We start from the raw sequence: 20,886 nt of genomic DNA on the forward strand, positions 1-20,886 counted from the left end.
AGAAGTCAAGATTTAATCTTACAGACATTATAAAAATTATATCTGAATGTCTGATAAGTTATGACTGTCAGATGAGTATTCAAGATATAAGATTTCGTTATTCTTTTCAACAGCTAACTTTTTACTATCCATAAAAGTCTGCATAGGTGTTTTTCCATAGCAATATTTACCGGAATGCGGTCTTTCATTATTATAATATTCTAGCCAAATATCAAGATCTAGTTGTAGATCATCAAGATCAGTATAGATCTTTTTACGCATAGCAGTATCAAAGAATTCTTGTTTCATAGTTTTATTAAAACGTTCACACATACCATTTGTTTGAGGAGAATATGCTTTAGTAGTAGTATGCTCAATACCCTCAATGCTTAAGAACAATTCAAAAGCATGATGTTCTATATTACCTTTATACTCACCACCTCTATCAGTTAAAATACGAAGTACTGGTATTTGCTGACTCTCATACCATGGTAACACTCTATCATTAAGCATGTCAGCAGCGGTAAGTGCTGTTTTATCAGTATATAGTTTAGCCTCTGCAACCCGAGTGTAACTATCAATAAACACTTGAGAATATACCTTGTCTATGCCTTTAAAATTACCTACATAATATGTGTCTTGGCATCCTAGATAACCTGGATGCTGTGTATCAATCTCACCATGAGCTTCTTTCTCGCTACGCCGTTTCTCTAATACTTGTAACTGAGCTTCGGTAAGAACAATACCATCCTGAGCCATTTTGGCTTCTAATGCTTTAAGTCTTTTATTGATATTATTTAAATCATTACGTAGCCAAATAGATCTAACTCCTCCAGGTGATACAAGAATACCAGTCTTTTTAAGCTCATTTGATACTCGCAGCTGACCATAAGCAGGGTATTCTATTGCCATATCTAATACTGCTCTCTCTACGGCAGGATCAACTCTATTCGCTATAATTGGCTTCTTCCGACTAATCTCATATAATGCTTCTTCTCCTCCTGTTTCATATAACTCTTTAAACCTATAATAACTGTCTCTACTGTAACCCATAGCTTTATATGCTGACGATATACTACCAAGACTCCTAGCTAATTCTAGTAATCCTATTTTTGGCTTTATTATTTTTTGATTTAGATTCATCTCTAATCCTCCATTTAATATTATCTTAATTTTACTAAATGTAAGATTAAATCTCAACTATTACAAACCAAATAAATACTGATTTAACCAATCATATCTTACAGTTCTATTATATCTTTCAATATATGCATTTTGCTGAGGCATGCCTGGCTGAATGAATAATAACTTGATATTCTTTTCTTTTGCCCACTTGCTCAATAATTTACTGATATATTCAGGTCCATTATCACAACGTATAGATTTTGGCTTACCTCGCCATTCTATAATTTGATCTAGTGACCTGATAACTCTTCCTGCTGACAATAAAAAATCAGTCTCAGTACCAAGGCTCTCTCTATTAAAGTCATCAATCACATTAAATAAACGATATTTCCTACCATTCTCTAAACTATCGTGCATAAAATCCATGGACCAGCAATCATTTATTGTTTTAGACACTATAAGCTTTTTAGGCTTTGCTCTAAGTAATCTCTTCTTAGGCTTTATTCTCATATTAAGGGCTAGCTCCTTATATATCCTGTATACACGTTTATGATTCCAACCAAAACCTTTGATATTACGTAAATATAAAAAGCAGAGGCCAAGGCCTCAGTTCTTTTGATCACCTACTAAACGCATTAGCTGGCCTGCTATAATATCATCCTCAGATGATAGCTTCCTTTTATATCTATAGCATGTTTCGCTGACACCAAAGATCTTGCATGCACTCCTTATAGAAATATCTTTTTCTCCAGATATTATTTTAGCCATCTCCCGCCTTTGAGATGGCTTCCTAACTTTTTTTCAAGTACTTCCTTTAATATATCAGCTCTTAGCCTTTCCTCAGCATACATCTTTTTAAGCCGTGCATTTTCCGATTCTAACTCCTTTAATTTAGTAATCATCGGTAAAGCGGTCGTGCCTCCGTATTGCAGTTTAGAGTAAATAGTCTATAATCCTCAAACAGTAATAAGAGAGAATTATAGTTAAGGAGTTATGGCAAAAATAGATGTTAAGTGTAGATATTGTAACAACACAGAAGAAGTAATAAAGTCAGGATATTCAATTTCAAAACAACAGAGATATCAATGCAAGCGGTGTAATCGATATTTTTAATTGGAGTATATTAATAATGCATCTAAGCCTGGAGTTAAGGAGCAAATAGTAGAAATGTCAATCAACGGCTCTGGAGTTAGAGATACAGTAAGAGTATTAAAAGTGGGTATCAATACAGTTATCCGTGTTTTAAAAAAATCTAGTATTAAAAAACAATAAATCATTCTATCAGTACAACAGAAGTAATTATTGCTCCTGAGATAGATGAACAATGGTCTTATGTACAGAATAAATCCATACAACGATGGCTTTGGTATGCCTTGGATAAGATTTCGTTAAAAGTAGTTGCTTATACGTTTGGTACAAGATGTGATAGCACATTAGAATCATTACTGAAAAACTAGAGAATTTCAAGGTGACTTTTTACTATACAGATGGATGGGGGAGTTATGCTAGGTTATTAGACCCTAAAAAGCATATTATCAGTAAAAAATACACTCAACGGATAGAACGAAGTAACTTGAACCTTAGAACGAGATGCAAGAGGCTTGCACGTAAGACAATCTGCTTTTCCAAGTCATTGGATATTCATGATAAGGTTATTGGTACTCTTATTGAGCGTATAGTTTTTTAATAGGCATAACTGCAATATGGAGGCATGACCTAGTCATTGAAGGTATTTTTGAAGAAAACGGCATTACGACGGTAATGGATTTAAATAATGCTATTGTTAAAATAATAATATATACTGACAAGCTTTTTGAACATTTCGTGACATATTATTGCACTTTATATACAAAATACGATTTAAACTTTTAAATATATTTAAAACCCGAAACAGTAAAATATAATCAGACTGTAATTAATCGATATAGCAAAACATGTAGAGCAGTTTTTGGAGATAGTAAATGCAAAATAGATAAAGCTTTATATAGCGGCATATATAAGGTTAAAGAAATGCTCAAGGAAAGTTTAAGAATACTAGATTTAGATAAAGAAAACGGCTATTATAACGGCGGTTAAATTATATTCGGCGAAAATCATTTTAACAGTAAAGTTCTAAGTAATTTCTGTGATTTGATTATATTAGAGGATATTATACCGGATTATGCTAAAGATACCGAGGAAGTAAAAATTATTGCCGGATGTGATAAAAATTTTATAAGCTGTTGCAATAAATTTAATAATGCTATAAATTTTAGGGGCGAACCGCTAATACCAAAAAAAGATTTTATAAATTTAGTATAATCAATGAAACAAAGTTTTATAAAACTAGTATATGCAGAGCTAAAGAATATAATAAATATGAAAAGCTCCAAACAACAGCAAAAAAAAGAAACGCAATTAATTGATTATTTTAAAATAGTTGAAAGTAATATATTATATACATTTCAAAAAATAAAAAAGGAATATGAAAGAGACTAAACGTTTTTTTAACAAAAATAATAGATTAAATAAAGGTTATGCTAAGACTTTTAGCGTCAATGAGCCTGATAATAATTTTTACCGTAAAAAATTTGAACATATATTACCGCCAATTGATTTAATCAGTGAGTATGAGAGTATTTATCCCGGTACTTTACAGGAATTAATACATATGGCACAAAAAGAACAAGCTCATAAGCATGCTATAGACCTAAACAACTTGAAAATACAGGAAAGAGTCGCTAAATTAACACGAATCTGTTTATTAATATTTGGAATTTGTCTTGTAGTTTCAATTTTTTTTAAAACTTTCTAAATAAAATTAAAGATAAAATATTTTATTTACTTGTAATTTTAAATAAAATAAGTTAAATGCAATATATATTTATTTATAAACATAATACGGAGAGATTTTATTTCTAAAAATAATTTTCCTAAGGCTAATAGAGAAATCAGAGCTAGAGAAGTTCGTCTAGTAGGCGAAAACGGCGAGATGCACGGCGTCGTAAATATTAGAGAAGCATTAGATATGGCGGAAAGAGCCAGCCTTGACTTAGTCGAGATATCACCGAATGCTGTACCCCCTGTCTGTAAAATTCTAGATTTTGGTAAGTTTAAGTATGAAAGCAAAAAGCGTTTACATGAAGCACGCAAAAAGCAAAAAATTGTCGTACTTAAAGAAATGAAATTTAAACCTAATATTAGTATAGGTGATTTTGAAACTAAACTAAGAAAAATAAAAGAGTTTTTAAAAGACGGCGATAAAGTAAAAATTTCTTTATGGTTTAAAGGTAGAGAGATTCTTCACAAAGAAGTTGGTCAAGAACTATTTAAACGTATAGAAGTAGCACTGGAAGGACTCGTTAAGATTGATCAGCATGCTAAAATGGAAGGTAAGCAGATGATAATGATAGTTAGTCCTGACATTAAGGTACAATAAAATATATTACGAGTGAGCGTTGTCTGCGTAGGTCGTCATTACGAGGAGCGAAGCGACGTGACAATCAAAAAACAATAAAAAATTTTGATTTACAGAATTTTTAACTGGATTGCCACGCAGCCGCCTATGGCTCCTCGCAAGACCTTGTTGCGTAGATATAAAAAAAGTAGCTGCGAACTAAGAAAAGTAGTAAATCGACAAAAAACTTAACCACAAGTGTGTATGTCAAAGCTACAAAAAGTTTGCAACTGGAAAGAATATAACAGAAGTTTAAAGAAAAGAGGAACAATAATTTTCACATTTTGTGAAGAATATTTAAAAGAGTTATATTATGGAGGGGAACAGAGGCAAGGAGGAGCGAGAAGATATAATAGCAAGATGTATGAATATTTGCTAACAATTAAGCTGTTATTAAGATTGCCATGGCGAGCAACAAGCGGATTTGCAGAAGGAATGTTTAGCAAAATATTTGCGGGTAAGGATTTAAGAATACCGGATTATGCCCATGCATCAAGAATCGCTAGTAAGCTAAAGTTACGAGTAAAAAATATTGGAGTACAAGAGAAAGGTTCAGGGAAAGAGATAGTATTTGATAGTACCGGAGTAAATGTATATAGCACCAGTGGGTGGCATCAAAGGAAATACGGTAAGGATGGATTATAACGGTAAGGATGGATTATATCGTAAGAGAGAACAGTGGAAGAAGATACATGTAGCAGTCGATTTAGATAGTATGGAAGTACTATCTGTAGCCTATACGGATAGTAACACAAACGACTGTGAAGTTGTTGGTGATATGAGCAAAGAGATAACAGGCAAAGCTAAAACCGTTATAGCAGATGGAGCTTATGATACGCAGGAGTTTAGAAAGATAATATATGATTGGGGAGTACAAGATTTAATGCCCCCAGCACGAACATCTAAGTCACAAGATGAATTAAAGAATAAAAGCAAGGTAGAGAAAGAACATTTAGCTTACAGAGATAAAGTAATAAAAGGAATTAGAGAATATAAAAATTTTGATGAAGGTTTAAAAGCATGGAAAATTAATAGCGGCTATCATCAAAGGTCAAGGGTTGAATCGTTTATGTTTAGGTTGAAGCGAACGTTTGGCTTTAACTTACAACAAAAAACAGAGAAAGGAAGAAAAAACGAAGTAATTACTAAGATAAATATATTAAATGAAATGATTGCCCTTGGGAAAGCTCAATATAGCTTTTAGAATTATATAAAATTTAATTATTTTTATACTCTAAGCGCTATATTGACTTTTTTTAATCTCCACGCAACAACGCCTTGCGAGGGAATGACGGAAAAATTGGTCCACGCGCGAGCAATGACGTTAAATAACAACAATAAAAAAATCAAATCTAAACAGATTATGCCGATTAAAATTTTAATGCCTGCTTTATCTCCGACTATGACGGAAGGAAATCTAGCTAGGTGGTTAAAAAAAGAAGGGGATAAAGTTAATCCCGGAGAAGTAATTGCCGAAATTGAAACTGATAAAGCAACGATGGAAGTAGAGGCAGTAGATGGGGGGATACTCTCTAAAATAACTATTCCGCAAGGTAGTCAAAATGTACCTGTTAACTCTTTAATTGCGGTGTTAAGCGAAGAGGGGGAAGACATAGCAGATATTGATGCGTTTATTGCAAAAAATAATATTGTATCACTGTCTATAAATGTAGAAGAACAGGGGCAGCTAAATTCACAAAGCTTCAGACAAGATGAATTTAAGGACGAGTCTGCACAGCGCGCATTAGTATGTGAGCACAGACGAGTTCCACAAAATTCGCTTGTGTCAAGCGCGGTGAATGACGCTGTAAATAGTAAAATATTCGCCTCACCACTAGCAAAAAGATTTGCAAAAATGAGAAATGTTAGACTTGAGAATATAAAAGGTAGTGGTCCTCATGGTAGAATAGTTAAACAAGATATCTTATCATATACTCCTAGCACTGTTTATAATAAGATAGTTGCTAGAAATCCTGAAGAATATCGTTTAGTACCAAATAATAATATTCGCAAGATTATAGCTAAGCGTCTACTTGAATCAAAGCAAACTATCCCGCATTTTTATTTATCTATAGAATGTAATGTTGATAAATTGTTAGAGATAAGAGAAGATATCAACAAATCTTTTGCAGAAGACAAATCATCAAGAATCTCGGTCAATGATTTTATTATTTTAGCAGTAGCAAAGGCTTTGCAAGAAGTGCCAAGTGTAAATGCAAGCTGGCAAGAAGATGCTATTAGATACTATAATAATGTTGATATTTCGGTAGCAGTAGCGATTGAGAACGGGCTTGTTACACCGATAGTTAAAAATGCTAATCAAAAAAACATTATAGAGCTATCTCATGAAATGAAAGAATTAATAAAGAAAGCAAAAGATAATAAATTAACCCCTGAAGAATTTCAGGGCGGAGGGTTTACCATTTCTAACCTCGGTATGTACGGTATTAAGAATTTCAATGCTATAATTAACCCACCGCAAAGTTGTATAATGGGCGTCGGAGCTAGTGCAAAACGTGCTATAGTCAAGAATGATCAAGTAACCATAGCAACAATTATGGATGTAACTCTTTCTGCCGATCACCGAGTAGTAGACGGAGCAGTCGGCGCTGAGTTTTTGGCAGCATTTAAGAAGTTTATAGAAAGCCCCGCTTTGATGTTGATATAAGTCGTCATTGCGAGGAGGCATACCCAAACCATCATTGCGAGCAGCCATAGGCTGCGTGGCAATCTCATGAAGCAGTATAAAATTCCTGAGATTGCCGCGTCAAGGCTCCGCCTTTCCTCGCAATGACGTTAAAACTAACCTCATCCCCAAATAAATCAAAAATAACATGAGTTTTTCAGATAATTTAGCAAAAATTTTAGATAAATATGAAAATTTAAGCAAAAAACTATCTTCCGGCATTATGGGAGACGAGTTTGTTAAGGCATCTAAAGAATATGCCGAACTTGAAGATGTTGTAGCAAAAATTAAAGAATATAATAAAGCTAAATCTGAGCTTGAAGAAGCAAATAATTTTAAGCTAGAAGTGGGACTTGATAATGCAACTTTAGAAATGATTGAAGACGAAATACACACCCTTGAAAATTCGTTACCAAAACTTGAAAGAGTCGTAAAAATTGCTTTATTACCGAAAGATGATGCGGATAGTAAAAGTGCTATTATTGAAGTTAGAGCAGGAAGCGGCGGAGAAGAAGCCGCGCTTTTTGCTGCCGTACTTTTCAATATGTACCAACGATACGCCGAGTTAAAAGGATGGCGTTTCGAGATATTAGCAATTTCCGATACGGGAATAGGTGGTTATAAAGAAGCATCGGCATCGATAAAAGGCAAAGATGTATTCTCTAAGCTCAAATTTGAGTCAGGCGTTCATAGAGTGCAGAGAGTACCAGAAACGGAATCACAAGGACGTATTCACACTTCGGCAGCAACGGTTGCAGTACTTCCTGAAGCTGAAGAGGTAGATATTAAAATTGAAGATAAAGACTTAAGAATTGATACTTATAGAGCTTCAGGGGCTGGTGGACAGCACGTTAATACTACCGATTCTGCCGTACGTATAACTCATATCCCTACCGGTATTACCGTAGCCTTGCAAGATGAGAAGTCACAGCATAAAAATAAAGCAAAGGCGTTAAAAATTCTACGTGCTAGAATTTATGAAGAAGAACGCCGCAAAAAAGAACAAGAAAGGGCCGACAGTAGACGAGGGCAGGTAGGTTCGGGAGATCGTTCGGAACGGATACGTACTTATAATTTCCCACAGGGAAGAGTATCCGACCATAGAATAAACTTAACACTTTATAAGATAGACGAAGTGGTTAAAAACGGACAATTAGATGAGTTTGTTGAAGCTTTAATTGCAGATGACGAGGCTAAGAAACTTTCGGAGATATAAGTGTATACGTTATTGTGAGTAGGCATTGTTGCGTGGATACCTAAGTCGTCATTGCAAGGAAATTGCGTAGCAATTGACGAAGCAATCTCAGGAGTTTGTTATTATTTCATGAGATTGCCACACAAGTACTACGACTGCTCGAAATGACGATATACAGCAAAAATACGGTCTAATAAACACATGAAACCACAAGCATCTATAAACGGTAAAATCTGGCAGCAGAAACTGATTAACGAAGATATAGTCACCGAGTTATGTCGTAGTTTCAAAATTAGTGATTTACTGGCTAGGATAGTATCATTAAGAGTAAATAATATAGAGGAAGTAGAAAATTTTTTGATACCGAAAATCAAAAATTTATTACCTAATCCTTTTCATCTACTCGATATGGAAAAGGCTGTAGATAGAACCGTTAAAGCTATTTTAAATAACCAAAAAATATGTATCTTTGCCGATTATGATGTAGACGGTGCTACTTCAGCTGCTTTACTTAAAAACGTCTTTAGAGATTTAAATATACTATGTGATATTTATGTTCCTGATCGTATAGCTGAAGGATACGGTCCGACTCCTTTTGCTATGCAAAAAATTAAAGATAACGGCACAGAATTATTAATTACGGTTGATTGCGGTGCTATGGCACATGAAGCCTTAAAATACGCAAAAGACCTTAACCTTGATGTTATAGTAATCGATCATCATATAGCTACGGAAATATTACCGGATGCAGTAGCTATAGTAAATCCAAATCGTATTGATGAAAAAAGCGAATGTAAACATTTGGCAGCCGTAGGAGTTGCTTTCTTATTTGCAACTGCAATATTATCGAATTTAAAGAAGCAAAATTATTTCACGCAAACAATGCTTCAGCCTAACCTAATGAAGTATCTAGATTTAGTGGCTCTTGGCACTGTTTGTGATATGATGAAATTAACAGGCTTAAATCGCGCATTTGTAGCTGGCGGTTTGAAAGTAATGCAACAAAGACAAAACATCGGTATTAAAACATTATATGATATGGCAGGGCTTAATGAAATACCGAAATGTTATCATTTAAGTTTTATTCTAGGTCCACGTATCAATGCAGGCGGTAGAGTAGGAAAGGCAAGTTTAGGAGCTAATATCCTATCTACTAGTTGTCCTAATGAAGCAAGTAAATTAGCTGAAGAACTTGAAAAACATAATAATGAGCGTAAAGTAATGGAGTTATTAATGATAGAAGAGGCAACAGAAATTGCTTTAACTCAACAAGATAGTAGTTTATTATTTATCGTAAAAGAAGGATGGCATCCAGGCGTTATAGGAATCGTTGCCGGCAGATTAAAAGAAAAGTTTGATAAGCCGGTAGCGGTTGTGGCTTTAAATGACGGGATTGGTAAAGCTTCATGCCGTTCTATTTTAGGTATTGATTTCGGTACTGAGATTATCAATGCTAAAAGCAAAGATTTGCTAATAGCAGGCGGAGGTCATGCTATGGCGGCAGGTTTTACCGTAACTGCTGAAAAATTACAAGAATTGCAGAATTTTTTTAATAATGCTTTTAGAATTAGTATAAATAAACTAGAAAATTATAAGCATGCGGAATATGATATTGATTTAACGGTTAATGGTGTGAATTTCCCTTTAATGGAGGAATTAAATACTTTAGAGCCTTTCGGTCAAGGAAATCATGAGCCTATATTTAAATTCGATGATTTATTTGTATTAAAAGCGGATATCGTTGGAAGTAAACATATTAAATGTATGCTTGCTCCAAATAAGCGAGGCTTTGGTAATAAAGCCTTATCTGCTATTGCTTTTAATTCGGTAGGCACTTCATTTGAAGAGGTTCTATTAAGCCCTAAAGCAAAGAATATTGCCGCAATAGGAACGTTAAAAACGAATAATTGGCAAGATAATTATACTATTCAATTAATTATAAAAGATATAGTTCTTAAAGAGTAGATGGCGATACCCGAATCGTCATTCCCGCGTAAGCATTGTTGCGTAGAGATTAAAAAAAAGTCAATATAGCGCTTAGAGTATAAAAATAATTTGTAGAAGTCAAGATTTAATCTTACAGACATTATAAAAATTATATCTGAATGTCTGATAAGTTATGACTGTCAGATGAGTGTAGAAGTCAAGATTTAATCTTACAGACATTATAAAAATTATATCTGAATGTCTGATAAGTTATGACTGTCAGATGAGTATTCAAGATATAAGATTTCGTTATTCTTTTCAACAGCTAACTTTTTACTATCCATAAAAGTCTGCATAGGTGTTTTTCCATAGCAATATTTACCGGAATGCGGTCTTTCATTATTATAATATTCTAGCCAAATATCAAGATCTAGTTGTAGATCATCAAGATCAGTATAGATCTTTTTACGCATAGCAGTATCAAAGAATTCTTGTTTCATAGTTTTATTAAAACGTTCACACATACCATTTGTTTGAGGAGAATATGCTTTAGTAGTAGTATGCTCAATACCCTCAATGCTTAAGAACAATTCAAAAGCATGATGTTCTATATTACCTTTATACTCACCACCTCTATCAGTTAAAATACGAAGTACTGGTATTTGCTGACTCTCATACCATGGTAACACTCTATCATTAAGCATGTCAGCAGCGGTAAGTGCTGTTTTATCAGTATATAGTTTAGCCTCTGCAACCCGAGTGTAACTATCAATAAACACTTGAGAATATACCTTGCCTATGCCTTTAAAATTACCTACATAATATGTGTCTTGGCATCCTAGATAACCTGGATGCTGTGTATCAATCTCACCATGAGCTTCTTTCTCGCTACGCCGTTTCTCTAATACTTGTAACTGAGCTTCGGTAAGAACAATACCATCCTGAGCCATTTTGGCTTCTAATGCTTTAAGTCTTTTATTGATATTATTTAAATCATTACGTAGCCAAATAGATCTAACTCCTCCAGGTGATACAAGAATACCAGTCTTTTTAAGCTCATTTGATACTCGCAGCTGACCATAAGCGGGGTATTCTATTGCCATATCTAATACTGCTCTCTCTACGGCAGGATCAACTCTATTCGCTATAATTGGCTTCTTCCGACTAATCTCATATAATGCTTCTTCTCCTCCTGTTTCATATAACTCTTTAAACCTATAATAACTGTCTCTACTGTAACCCATAGCTTTATATGCTGACGATATACTACCAAGACTCCTAGCTAATTCTAGTAATCCTATTTTTGGCTTTATTATTTTTTGATTTAGATTCATCTCTAATCCTCCATTTAATATTATCTTAATTTTACTAAATGTAAGATTAAATCTCAACTATTACAGTTAATATACAAGAAGCACAGGATCTTGCAACTCAATGGCTTTGGTCTTATAATAACGAAAGACCTAATATGGCTATTGGCGGTATAACACCAATACAAAAATTAGCTCTCGCAACTTAACTCTCTACTCTCTATTGCGATTAAAAATGGGAGGATTACCAATGTGTTTAAAGAATTTAAAGAATTTGTGTTTCCTAAAGCTATAGAAAGATATGATAAGGATAATTTAGCGGTGCAGCTAGCTTTAAAAGATTCTATTTTATTTATCGAATCTTTATATACAAACCGTGATGATATATTGAATAAAAAAATGATCTTTACGTGCAGGACGAAAAGGGTGAAAACAGTAATATTATCTAATGTTAATCTCTTCTGATACCCAATAAATGCAAAATCAGGTAAGCAGCAATTGCTCATCTCCTAAGAATCGTGCATAAGGATCAGATATCTTTATCATGATTATCAGAAAGGAATTACTCTCACGAGATTTTCCCTATGCTTAACGGTATTTCATCATATTGTCAGGGTAGCTCTTTTTCGTACCCTTAGATTCATCTCTTTGATACAACCTCGTGTCACACACTATTATATGGCTTTTCGGTTATTTAGGTATATGTTAAATATTTATGAATATCATATAAAAGTAATAAAAAACAAAAAATTTCCTTTCATATATCCTTTAGTGTTTTATAATGGCATACAAAATAGAGTTAATTTTATTCTACACTTTGACCAAATTTGGTCAAAATGATATAATAGAAATAGAAAAAATACTTAAATCATAATTAATATAGCCAAAAATTTAATCAAAGCCTGTGCAAGAACTGACTTAATAGCTAACCTCAACCGGATTAAAGAAGGAAGAGAGTGAGAAATTTAAATAAATTACTTATACATGTATTTATTATCATTTATATTAGGAGGATTAAATGCCTTACTCCGTCAATTACGTTTATCAATTAGCTCTATAGAGTTTTATAAAGACGTATATAAAAACTATCAAGGGTACGGAATAAGATATTTATTTACCTTATCTTTTATCCCATCAATAATTTATTGTATTTTTATATTAAATTACATAATAACTTTAAAAGATTATTTTAACGGAATACAATCATCAAAAGTTACAGACAATATTGAATATATTATCAATCAATTACCGGAAATTAAATATAATAATTCAAAAATTTCAGTTGAAGAAGTAGAGCCTATATATTTATATAGCAAGAATAACAATAAAATAGTTGTCATTGATACAAAAAATCAAGTTTCTAATAAAGAAAAAAGCAAAATACCGTTTGTACTTGAAGAGAATAAGCTGAAGATAAATTTAATTGTAGCCAATACTAAGAAAAATTTCCCAAGTACCGTTAACTATTCTGAGATATTTAAACAAAATGAAGTAATTTTAACTCCTGAAATAATAAAAAAATATTTTGCTGATAATTTATTATATGCACCAAATTTATTTATTTATTTCGGTATGCCGGCTATTATATTATTTTGGTTTGTAACATTCTTATTAGAGAGAAGTATTATAGTGTTGTTAGTATATAGCTTAGCTAATTTACTTACTACTAAAACTTCAATACAAACTTCTATAAGGTTAGTAATGTTTTCAAACGGAGTCCCGATAATATTACAACCGGTTATTATTATATTAATACCGGAATTAAGTATATTATTACAGCTACTACAAATGTTCACAACTTGCTTAGTATTTGTTGCTATTTGGCAAATTAACAAGAGCCTGTCGAGTTATATATAAGAAAAATCGGTTATTATATAATATGTGATTTTAAATCCTCAATTTACTAAAAAAATATCCTATTATTAAAAAATAAAAGTTTTTATTGTTAAAATGAAACCTAAAATTATTTGCTTATAAATTTAGGTAATTTAAATGGGTAAAGAAAAAAAGAAAGTAAGGTTTGCAGAAGAGCCGCAAGTTAAGGAATTTTCGCAAGAAAAAGAAGCAACAGAAGTAGATCTTATAAGAGGAAGAGTAATTAATATTTATGATAAAAGCGGCTACTTAAAGCCGGATCAATTGGTAATTCATGCAAGAGAAGCTACTGGAGGAAAAATGTTGAAGTAAAGAGAAATCTAAATTTCTTTCAACAAATTTTCGTTGCAGTAGGTCTTATAAAGGATACAAAAACAATCAAAGAAGAATTTACTTATACTACCGGCGATATACAAGGAATATTAAAGGATAACGGTCAATTTATTAATAATCCCGAAGAAATTAGAAAATTTGTTGATAAAAATAGAGATATTCAAATTGCGGATATTGATGGTATCGGTATTGGTAATTTAAATCATCAAGGTAAAATACAAATTAATTCAAAGCTTGGATTAAATAATGAAAAAATTATCCTTTATAAGGATGGTCAATTAGCTGCTATTGAAAGAAAAGGTCAACTTATAAATCAAGAAGGAGAGCCTTTATACAAAGACAACTTAGTCCAAAAAGATAATAAAGTTTATTTAGTTGGAGACGCCGGAAGAAATATTAATACACCTTTTAGAGATCCAAAAACTAGAACTCGAGATAATTGGAATAGATTAATAAATAAATTTAGGGTTGCTTTAATACCGGAACATGAGTTAAGAAAATTAAACGATGCGATGGTAGATTCTGTAAGAGTTAAAGTAGTTCATCCGAATCCAAAACTTGCGGAACATCATCTTCAAGAAATAGCCCAAGGTAAACAAATATGGGATGGGCATGAATTTGAAATATTGCGTATGGGACCTGAGGAACAAAAAAATCATCGACTATTCTATGATACCCCCTCTCAGAAATTACTTGATTCTAACGGTAAAGTAGCTTCTACTATTGGTAAAGAAAGTAAAAGCATGAATAATGTTCAAGCATTTATAATGGGAAAGGGTGGAGTAATTTATATGGGTACTCATAAAAATCAATATTTGCCAAATACTAAAAATCTTGTTCATGGTTCATTTTTAAGCGGAAAGCCTGCGGAAGCAGCAGGAGTTATAAGTATAAATGATAGAGGAAAAATTGATTATCTTAGTAATAATAGCGGTCATTATCAACCTGAAGCTTTAGATATGTACCGTGCTGTAAAAAAATACAAGAAACTATGCCCAGTGCTTTAGATAAAAATTGTCAAATCGATATTCAAGGACATCCACGAATATTTGTTACTGATTTTATAAAAGATATGGAAACCAAAGTAGGTTTTGGAAAAAGCGTTAAAACCAAGCATGAAAAACTAAGAGAAAATAGAATGGAAAAAAATAAAAATTATCAAGCTAATTTAAAAAATATTGCTGCTTCTTCAAAACCTAAAGCTAGAAATAGAATAACAAATAGAGGGCGTGGGTAAATAATGATGTCATTCCCGAGAGGCATTGTTGCGTGGATACCCAGGTCGTCATTGCGAGGAGGCATTGTTGCGTAGACCGGTAAAACCTACTGCGTCACCTAGTTCGCTTGCTAACTAGGTCCATAAAAACAATAAAAAATACTAATAATTTTAGTATTTTTAACTGGATCCCGCTACAAGCTCGCGGAATGAAAACCGAACCATGCAACAATATCCCTAGTTAATGCTGTATTAATCGCTTATTTATAATATTCTCTCTTTCTCACTTCTAACAGATTCTACGCAATTAAATTTTAGTTTATATTAACAAGCTAATTTTTTATTAAATAATATAATTATATACTTGACTAAATTACTTGGGTATTGTAGATATAAAACAATTTTAAGTTTTAATAGGCTGGTTATATGATGCTGACGACGAAAGGAAGATATGCCGTAATGGCAATACTTGGGTCGTGCCTCCGTATTGCAGTTTAGAGTAAATAGTCTATAATCCTCAAACAGTAATAAGAGAGAATTATAGTTAAGGAGTTATGGCAAAAATAGATGTTAAGTGTAGATATTGTAACAACACAGAAGAAGTAATAAAGTCAGGATATTCAATTTCAAAACAACAGAGATATCAATGCAAGCGGTGTAATCGATATTTTCAATTGGAGTATATTAATAATGCATCTAAGCCTGGAGTTAAGGAGCAAATAGTAGAAATGTCAATCAACGGCTCTGGAGTTAGAGATACAGTAAGAGTATTAAAAGTGGGTATCAATACAGTTATCCGTGTTTTAAAAAAATCTAGTATTAAAAAACAATAAATCATTCTATCAGTACAACAGAAGTAATTATTGCTCCTGAGATAGATGAACAATGGTCTTATGTACAGAATAAATCCATACAACGATGGCTTTGGTATGCCTTGGATAAGATTTCGTTAAAAGTAGTTGCTTATACGTTTGGTACAAGATGTGATAGCACATTAGAATCATTACTGAAAAAACTAGAGAATTTCAAGGTGACTTTTTACTATACAGATGGATGGGGGAGTTATGCTAGGTTATTAGACCCTAAAAAGCATATTATCAGTAAAAAATACACTCAACGGATAGAACGAAGTAACTTGAACCTTAGAACGAGATGCAAGAGGCTTGCACGTAAGACAATCTGCTTTTCCAAGTCATTGGATATTCATGATAAGGTTATTGGTACTCTTATTGAGCGTATAGTTTTTTAATAGGCATAACTGCAATATGGAGGCATGACCCATATTAGAGATTATTTTGAAAATATCTCAATTAAAGATGCTTTAGAGCTAAGTATTATTTAAATATATGATATATTTAGACCATAATGCTACTACTTCTATCAATCCTAGAGTTAAGGAATTCATAATAAGTTTGATGGACAAGGAGCTTAACCCTTCATCAATACATAGATCAGGTGTATTTGCTAAGAATATTGTAGAAGAAGCGCGTTTTCAATTAGCTGCAGCTCTTGGTATATCATTATTTGCGGGAAAATATGATATTACTTTTACTTCTTCCGGAACTGAAAGTAATAATTTAATAATGAAAAATTTTTATGACGGTGATATTTTCATATCGGCTATTGAACATTTATCGATCTATAACCATATAAACTACGCTCCAAATATTAAAGTTATAAAAGTTGATAACCAAGGTTTGCTTGATCTAGAGCATCTAGAAGAATTATTGTCACAAAGTAGTGCTACAAAAAAATTAGTATCTATAATTATGGCTAATAATGAAAGCGGGGTGCTGCAAGATATAACCAAAATAAGTGAAATAGCTAAAAAATATGATGCAAAATTTCATAGTGATTTAGTGCAAGGTTTTGGCAGAATATCTATAAATATCAAAGAGTTAGGATTAGATTTTGCTACAATCTCAGGACATAAAATAGGAGGTGGGCAGGGAGGAGCTGCTTTAATTTCTACTTCTCGCTTTCAGCTTACTCCGATAATTATAGGTGGTGGACAAGAAAAAAATGCGCGTTCAGGTACAGAGAATATTATAGCAATTGCAGGTTTTGGTTTAGCGGCTGAATTAATGAGAAAAAATATAATAGAGAATTATATAAAAATCAAAAGTTTACAAGAAATATTAGAGAAAAAATTAAAAGAATATCCAAACGTAAATATTGTTAGTAATAACGTAGCTAGGTTACCTAATACTACTTTATTTACTGTACAAAATACAGATGCACAAGTGAAATTAATAGGTTTTGATTTACGTAATATTTGCGTAAGCTCTGGTTCTGCTTGCTCATCAGGAAAAATATCTAAATCGCATGTATTAACCAATATGGGTATGAGTGAAAAAGAGGCCAAATCTTCGATTAGGGTATCTTTAAGCCATACTAATACGGTAAGTGATATAAAGGTTTTTATAGAGGCTTTTGAGGAGGTTTATAATATACTCGTTTAATTTGAAAGATTGGCGTCGTTGTTTCATATTTTGGTCGTGCCTCCGTATTGCAGTTTAGAGTAAATAGTCTATAATCCTCAAACAGTAATAAGAGAGAATTATAGTTAAGGAGTTATGGCAAAAATAGATGTTAAGTGTAGATATTGTAACAACACAGAAGAAGTAATAAAGTCAGGATATTCAATTTCAAAACAACAGAGATATCAATGCAAGCGGTGTAATCGATATTTTCAATTGGAGTATATTAATAATGCATCTAAGCCTGGAGTTAAGGAGCAAATAGTAGAAATGTCAATCAACGGCTCTGGAGTTAGAGATACAGTAAGAGTATTAAAAGTGGGTATCAATACAGTTATCCGTGTTTTAAAAAAATCTAGTATTAAAAAACAATAAATCATTCTATCAGTACAACAGAAGTAATTATTGCTCCTGAGATAGATGAACAATGGTCTTATGTACAGAATAAATCCAGACAACGATGGCTTTGGTATGCCTTGGATAAGATTTCGTTAAAAGTAGTTGCTTATACGTTTGGTACAAGATGTGATAGCACATTAGAATCATTACTGAAAAAACTAGAGAATTTCAAGGTGACTTTTTACTATACAGATGGATGGGGGAGTTATGCTAGGTTATTAGACCCTAAAAAGCATATTATCAGTAAAAAATACACTCAACGGATAGAACGAAGTAACTTGAACCTTAGAACGAGATGCAAGAGGCTTGCACGTAAGACAATCTGCTTTTCCAAGTCATTGGATATTCATGATAAGGTTATTGGTACTCTTATTGAACGTATAGCTTTTTAATAGGCGTAACTGCAATATGGAGGCATGACCCATATTTTTTGATCCTCACGTGCTAGTTGTACGCTGCAGTCAAAAAATATGAAACACCTTGCTCTTTTCCAAATTAAACTTCGTCTATTTTTAAGCTTTATATACAAAAAATTAATTTAAAAACCATATGAACCAACAATTAAACAATTTAACCTTGCCTATATACATGGATTATCAGGCAACAACGCCGCTTGATCCAAGAGTAATGGGGGCAATGTTGCCATATTTTACTACCAAATTCGGGAATCCTCATTCACGTAGCCATTCTTTCGGCTGGGAAGCAGAAAACGCCGTTGAAGAGGCAAGGAGTAGAGTAGCAAGGTTAATAGGAGCAGATACTAAAGAAATTATTTTTACCTCCGGTGCAACCGAATCTAATAACCTTGCAATAAAGGGAATAGCAAAATTTTACGGCAATAAGAAAAATCATATTATTACTATAGTCAGTGAACATAAATGCGTACTTGATGCTTGCAGGCATTTAGAGCAGGAAGGTATAAAAATCACATACTTACCAATTAAACCAAATGGAATAATCGATTTAGAAACTCTAAAAAATGCTATTACTGATCAGACTATGTTAGTTTCAGTTATGGCGGTTAATAATGAAATAGGTGTTGTTCAGCCTTTAAAGGAAATAGGAAAAATTTGCCGTGAAAGAGGCGTTTTTTTTCATTCTGATATTGCTCAAGGATTCGGTAAAATTCCAATTGATGTTAACGAGTTTAATATTGATCTTGCTAGTATCTCAGGGCATAAAATTTACGGTCCGAAAGGAATAGGGGCGTTATATGTAAGGAAAAAACCTCGTGTGCGTGTTACGCCACTCATAAACGGTGGCGGACAGGAGAGAGGTATGCGTTCGGGTACGCTACCGACTCCTTTAATCGTAGGGCTTGGCATGGCTGCTGAAATAGCGTATAATGAGATGGAAAAAGATACTAAGCACGTAAATTACTTATTCGACAGATTTTTAAATAATATACATAGCCGAATTTCGGAAGTTTATTTAAACGGTGATAAAAATCAAAGATATAAAGGCAATCTAAATCTAAGCTTTGCCGGAGTAGAGGGAGAATCAATTATCCTTGCCATTAAAGATTTAGCGGTTTCTTCCGGGTCTGCTTGTACTTCCGCCTCTTTAGAGCCGTCATATGTTTTACGTTCTATGGGAATAGGTGAAGAGCTTGCCCATACTTCGATTAGGTTCGGCATAGGTAGATTTACTACCGAGCAGGAAGTTGATTACGCAGTAGATTTAATATGTTCAAAAATCGATAAATTAAGGGAATTAAGTCCTCTTTGGGAAATGATGCAAGAGGGGATTGATTTGAAGAAGATTAAATGGGCTACTCACTAAAAATCGTCATTGCGAGGAGGCGCATAGTGCCGATGCGGCGATCTCATTAAGTAGTATAAAATTCCTGAGATTGCCGCGTCGCCTAGCTCCTCGCGATGACGTTGAAACAAATAAAACCAAATTTTAGAGAATAACAATGGCTTATAGCAAAAAAGTGATAGATCATTATGAGAATCCTCGTAATGTCGGATCGCTTAATAAAGAGAAAAAAAACGTTGGAACAGGACTAGTTGGGGCTCCCGCTTGCGGTGACGTGATGAAGTTACAAATCGAAGTTGATGATGACGGGATTATTACAGATGCTAAATTTAAAACATTCGGCTGCGGTTCAGCTATTGCTTCAAGTTCTTTAGTAACAGAGTGGGTTAAAGGCAGATCAATAAACGATGCCGAAGAGATTAAAAATACTGAAATAGCAAAAGAATTATCGCTCCCGCCTGTAAAACTTCATTGCTCACTACTTGCTGAAGATGCAATAAAAGCAGCTATTGCCGATTACAAACAGAAAAAAGAAATCAAAAAAGACTCTTAAAACATGAAAAATGTTATTTCATTAACCGATGCTGCGGCAAAGCAAGTAAAATTGCTAATAGGAAAACGAGCAAAACCTACTTTTGGTATTAGAGTAGGGGTTAAGGCCGGCGGTTGCGCCGGTCAAACTTACTATGTTGAGTATGCCGATAGTAAAAATCAATTCGATGAAGTAGTTGAAGAAAAGGGCGTACGGATACTAATCGATCCAAAGGCATTAATGTATATTCTCGGTTCTGAAATGGACTATGTAGAGACGAAATTCAAATCCCAATTCACTTTCACCAATCCTAACGAAAAAGCTAATTGCGGCTGCGGCAAATCTTTTAACGTGTAATAATGTTAATCCCACTTGATTAATTACCCACTATATATTATTCTATAAGTTATAATATAAAAAGTAATTTGTATGACACAAGCATGTATATTAAAACCAGATACGAAAGGAAGAATAACACTTGGTAAATTAGCTAAAGGGGTAAGTAGTTTTCACGTCATTGTGAATAGTAAAAAAGGACAAATTATTCTAGAGCCATATACAGAAATACCTTTAAAAGAAAGTTGGCTATTTAATTGTAGAAGTCAAGATTTAATCTTACAGACATTATAAAAA

23 protein-coding genes and 2 pseudogenes are annotated in these 20,886 nt (G+C 33.2%); 22 read left to right on the forward strand and 3 right to left on the reverse strand.

Features of this window, described 5'->3' with window-relative positions:
* Positions 1-36 precede the first annotated feature (36 nt).
* Together AC0ODJ_RS05405 and AC0ODJ_RS05410 are read right to left on the reverse strand one after the other, a co-directional pair.
* Positions 37-1,122: an IS481 family transposase gene (locus AC0ODJ_RS05405; protein WP_474465620.1), complete on the reverse strand. Its 1,086-nt coding sequence runs from the start codon at positions 1,120-1,122 to the stop codon at positions 37-39.
* A 69-nt stretch (positions 1,123-1,191) separates the two neighbouring features.
* Positions 1,192-2,033: pseudogene (locus AC0ODJ_RS05410) on the reverse strand (IS3 family transposase); the annotation flags it as partial.
* Between the two features lie 64 nt (positions 2,034-2,097).
* On the opposite strand from AC0ODJ_RS05410, the pseudogene AC0ODJ_RS05415 reads away from it, so the two are divergent.
* The 10 genes and pseudogenes from AC0ODJ_RS05415 to recJ all read left to right on the forward strand — a co-directional run bounded on the left by AC0ODJ_RS05415 (position 2,098) and on the right by recJ (position 10,386).
* Positions 2,098-2,791 (forward strand): annotated as a pseudogene (locus AC0ODJ_RS05415) (IS1 family transposase).
* Positions 2,792-3,234: 443 nt separating this feature from the next.
* Entirely contained in the window at positions 3,235-3,405 is a 171-nt protein-coding gene (locus tag AC0ODJ_RS05420; RefSeq protein WP_218460090.1) for a phage BR0599 family protein, read from the forward strand.
* Positions 3,406-3,408: 3 nt separating this feature from the next.
* Positions 3,409-3,582 (forward strand): hypothetical protein, encoded by a 174-nt coding sequence (locus AC0ODJ_RS05425; RefSeq protein ID WP_008580225.1) that lies wholly within the window; start codon positions 3,409-3,411, stop codon positions 3,580-3,582.
* Entirely contained in the window at positions 3,569-3,898 is a 330-nt protein-coding gene (locus tag AC0ODJ_RS05430) for a DUF2335 domain-containing protein (RefSeq protein WP_218460092.1), read from the forward strand. The genes AC0ODJ_RS05425 and AC0ODJ_RS05430 overlap by 14 nt, the downstream gene beginning before the upstream one ends.
* A gap of 135 nt (positions 3,899-4,033) precedes the next feature.
* Positions 4,034-4,522: a translation initiation factor IF-3 gene (gene infC, locus AC0ODJ_RS05435; RefSeq protein WP_474465779.1), complete on the forward strand. Its 489-nt coding sequence runs from the start codon at positions 4,034-4,036 to the stop codon at positions 4,520-4,522.
* Positions 4,523-4,744: 222 nt separating this feature from the next.
* Positions 4,745-5,185, forward strand: coding sequence for a transposase (locus AC0ODJ_RS05440; protein ID WP_121843865.1), 441 nt, complete (start codon positions 4,745-4,747; stop codon positions 5,183-5,185).
* Positions 5,175-5,744, forward strand: coding sequence for a transposase (locus AC0ODJ_RS05445; protein WP_474464397.1), 570 nt, complete (start codon positions 5,175-5,177; stop codon positions 5,742-5,744). The genes AC0ODJ_RS05440 and AC0ODJ_RS05445 overlap by 11 nt, the downstream gene beginning before the upstream one ends.
* A 159-nt stretch (positions 5,745-5,903) precedes the next feature.
* Positions 5,904-7,208: a pyruvate dehydrogenase complex dihydrolipoamide acetyltransferase gene (locus AC0ODJ_RS05450; protein WP_474465782.1), complete on the forward strand. Its 1,305-nt coding sequence runs from the start codon at positions 5,904-5,906 to the stop codon at positions 7,206-7,208.
* Positions 7,209-7,374: 166 nt separating this feature from the next.
* Positions 7,375-8,442 carry a peptide chain release factor 1 gene (gene prfA / locus AC0ODJ_RS05455; RefSeq protein ID WP_474465260.1) on the forward strand — a complete coding sequence of 356 codons (1,068 nt, stop codon included), beginning with the start codon at positions 7,375-7,377 and terminating at the stop codon, positions 8,440-8,442.
* Between the two features lie 180 nt (positions 8,443-8,622).
* Positions 8,623-10,386: a single-stranded-DNA-specific exonuclease RecJ gene (gene recJ / locus AC0ODJ_RS05460; RefSeq protein ID WP_218459884.1), complete on the forward strand. Its 1,764-nt coding sequence runs from the start codon at positions 8,623-8,625 to the stop codon at positions 10,384-10,386.
* 209 nt (positions 10,387-10,595) lie between these two features.
* Here the strand turns inward: recJ and AC0ODJ_RS05465 are convergent, their stop codons facing one another.
* The gene (locus AC0ODJ_RS05465; protein WP_121834048.1) at positions 10,596-11,681 is read right to left on the reverse strand and encodes an IS481 family transposase; all 1,086 of its coding nucleotides are present in this window, start codon (positions 11,679-11,681) and stop codon (positions 10,596-10,598) included.
* A gap of 678 nt (positions 11,682-12,359) precedes the next feature.
* Between AC0ODJ_RS05465 and AC0ODJ_RS05470 the strand changes: the two genes are divergently transcribed.
* The 12 genes from AC0ODJ_RS05470 (at position 12,360) to AC0ODJ_RS05525 (ending at position 20,883) form a co-directional block, all read left to right on the forward strand.
* A complete protein-coding gene (locus AC0ODJ_RS05470) occupies positions 12,360-12,497 on the forward strand; it encodes a hypothetical protein (protein ID WP_474465264.1) in 138 nt (45 codons plus the stop codon).
* A 144-nt stretch (positions 12,498-12,641) separates the two neighbouring features.
* Entirely contained in the window at positions 12,642-13,514 is an 873-nt protein-coding gene (locus AC0ODJ_RS05475) for a DUF1189 family protein (protein WP_218460098.1), read from the forward strand.
* 135 nt (positions 13,515-13,649) lie between these two features.
* Positions 13,650-13,844: a hypothetical protein gene (locus AC0ODJ_RS05480; RefSeq protein WP_474465268.1), complete on the forward strand. Its 195-nt coding sequence runs from the start codon at positions 13,650-13,652 to the stop codon at positions 13,842-13,844.
* 533 nt (positions 13,845-14,377) lie between these two features.
* A complete protein-coding gene (locus AC0ODJ_RS05485) occupies positions 14,378-14,872 on the forward strand; it encodes a hypothetical protein (RefSeq protein ID WP_256621184.1) in 495 nt (164 codons plus the stop codon).
* Positions 14,857-15,102: a hypothetical protein gene (locus AC0ODJ_RS05490; protein ID WP_218460097.1), complete on the forward strand. Its 246-nt coding sequence runs from the start codon at positions 14,857-14,859 to the stop codon at positions 15,100-15,102. The genes AC0ODJ_RS05485 and AC0ODJ_RS05490 overlap by 16 nt, the downstream gene beginning before the upstream one ends.
* Before the next feature lie 533 nt (positions 15,103-15,635).
* A protein-coding gene (locus AC0ODJ_RS05495; RefSeq protein ID WP_474465273.1) for an IS1 family transposase occupies positions 15,636-16,330 on the forward strand; the annotation gives its coding sequence in 2 pieces (ribosomal slippage) (positions 15,636-15,909 and positions 15,909-16,330; 696 coding nt in all).
* A gap of 97 nt (positions 16,331-16,427) precedes the next feature.
* Positions 16,428-17,543 (forward strand): cysteine desulfurase family protein, encoded by a 1,116-nt coding sequence (locus tag AC0ODJ_RS05500; protein ID WP_218459777.1) that lies wholly within the window; start codon positions 16,428-16,430, stop codon positions 17,541-17,543.
* A gap of 114 nt (positions 17,544-17,657) precedes the next feature.
* Positions 17,658-18,352 (forward strand): IS1 family transposase gene (locus AC0ODJ_RS05505; protein ID WP_240466735.1). Its coding sequence is split into 2 segments (ribosomal slippage): positions 17,658-17,931 and positions 17,931-18,352, totalling 696 coding nucleotides; the frame shifts between segments, so codons are not numbered across the junction.
* Between the two features lie 157 nt (positions 18,353-18,509).
* Entirely contained in the window at positions 18,510-19,742 is a 1,233-nt protein-coding gene (locus tag AC0ODJ_RS05510; RefSeq protein WP_218459817.1) for an IscS subfamily cysteine desulfurase, read from the forward strand.
* Positions 19,743-19,878: 136 nt separating this feature from the next.
* On the forward strand, positions 19,879-20,274 hold the full coding sequence (gene iscU, locus AC0ODJ_RS05515; protein ID WP_218459818.1) for a Fe-S cluster assembly scaffold IscU: 396 nt from the start codon (positions 19,879-19,881) through the stop codon (positions 20,272-20,274).
* Between the two features lie 3 nt (positions 20,275-20,277).
* The gene (locus AC0ODJ_RS05520; RefSeq protein WP_218459823.1) at positions 20,278-20,610 is read left to right on the forward strand and encodes an iron-sulfur cluster assembly accessory protein; all 333 of its coding nucleotides are present in this window, start codon (positions 20,278-20,280) and stop codon (positions 20,608-20,610) included.
* Between the two features lie 72 nt (positions 20,611-20,682).
* On the forward strand, positions 20,683-20,883 hold the full coding sequence (locus AC0ODJ_RS05525; RefSeq protein WP_474465279.1) for a hypothetical protein: 201 nt from the start codon (positions 20,683-20,685) through the stop codon (positions 20,881-20,883).
* Positions 20,884-20,886 lie beyond the last annotated feature (3 nt).

The organism is Rickettsia senegalensis (genome assembly GCF_056135685.1).

Coding starts and splice junctions, on each gene's coding strand:
- AC0ODJ_RS05405 (WP_474465620.1), bottom strand. CDS start 1,122: ATGAATCTAAATCAAAAAATAATAAAGCCAAAAATAGGATTACTAGAA.
- AC0ODJ_RS05425 (WP_008580225.1), top strand. CDS start 3,409: ATGAAACAAAGTTTTATAAAACTAGTATATGCAGAGCTAAAGAATATA.
- AC0ODJ_RS05430 (WP_218460092.1), top strand. CDS start 3,569: ATGAAAGAGACTAAACGTTTTTTTAACAAAAATAATAGATTAAATAAA.
- AC0ODJ_RS05440 (WP_121843865.1), top strand. CDS start 4,745: ATGTCAAAGCTACAAAAAGTTTGCAACTGGAAAGAATATAACAGAAGT.
- AC0ODJ_RS05445 (WP_474464397.1), top strand. CDS start 5,175: ATGGATTATAACGGTAAGGATGGATTATATCGTAAGAGAGAACAGTGG.
- AC0ODJ_RS05450 (WP_474465782.1), top strand. CDS start 5,904: ATGCCGATTAAAATTTTAATGCCTGCTTTATCTCCGACTATGACGGAA.
- prfA (WP_474465260.1), top strand. CDS start 7,375: ATGAGTTTTTCAGATAATTTAGCAAAAATTTTAGATAAATATGAAAAT.
- recJ (WP_218459884.1), top strand. CDS start 8,623: ATGAAACCACAAGCATCTATAAACGGTAAAATCTGGCAGCAGAAACTG.
- AC0ODJ_RS05465 (WP_121834048.1), bottom strand. CDS start 11,681: ATGAATCTAAATCAAAAAATAATAAAGCCAAAAATAGGATTACTAGAA.
- AC0ODJ_RS05470 (WP_474465264.1), top strand. CDS start 12,360: ATGTTAAATATTTATGAATATCATATAAAAGTAATAAAAAACAAAAAA.
- AC0ODJ_RS05475 (WP_218460098.1), top strand. CDS start 12,642: ATGTATTTATTATCATTTATATTAGGAGGATTAAATGCCTTACTCCGT.
- AC0ODJ_RS05480 (WP_474465268.1), top strand. CDS start 13,650: ATGGGTAAAGAAAAAAAGAAAGTAAGGTTTGCAGAAGAGCCGCAAGTT.
- AC0ODJ_RS05485 (WP_256621184.1), top strand. CDS start 14,378: ATGGTAGATTCTGTAAGAGTTAAAGTAGTTCATCCGAATCCAAAACTT.
- AC0ODJ_RS05490 (WP_218460097.1), top strand. CDS start 14,857: ATGCCCAGTGCTTTAGATAAAAATTGTCAAATCGATATTCAAGGACAT.
- AC0ODJ_RS05500 (WP_218459777.1), top strand. CDS start 16,428: ATGATATATTTAGACCATAATGCTACTACTTCTATCAATCCTAGAGTT.
- AC0ODJ_RS05510 (WP_218459817.1), top strand. CDS start 18,510: ATGAACCAACAATTAAACAATTTAACCTTGCCTATATACATGGATTAT.
- iscU (WP_218459818.1), top strand. CDS start 19,879: ATGGCTTATAGCAAAAAAGTGATAGATCATTATGAGAATCCTCGTAAT.
- AC0ODJ_RS05520 (WP_218459823.1), top strand. CDS start 20,278: ATGAAAAATGTTATTTCATTAACCGATGCTGCGGCAAAGCAAGTAAAA.
- AC0ODJ_RS05525 (WP_474465279.1), top strand. CDS start 20,683: ATGACACAAGCATGTATATTAAAACCAGATACGAAAGGAAGAATAACA.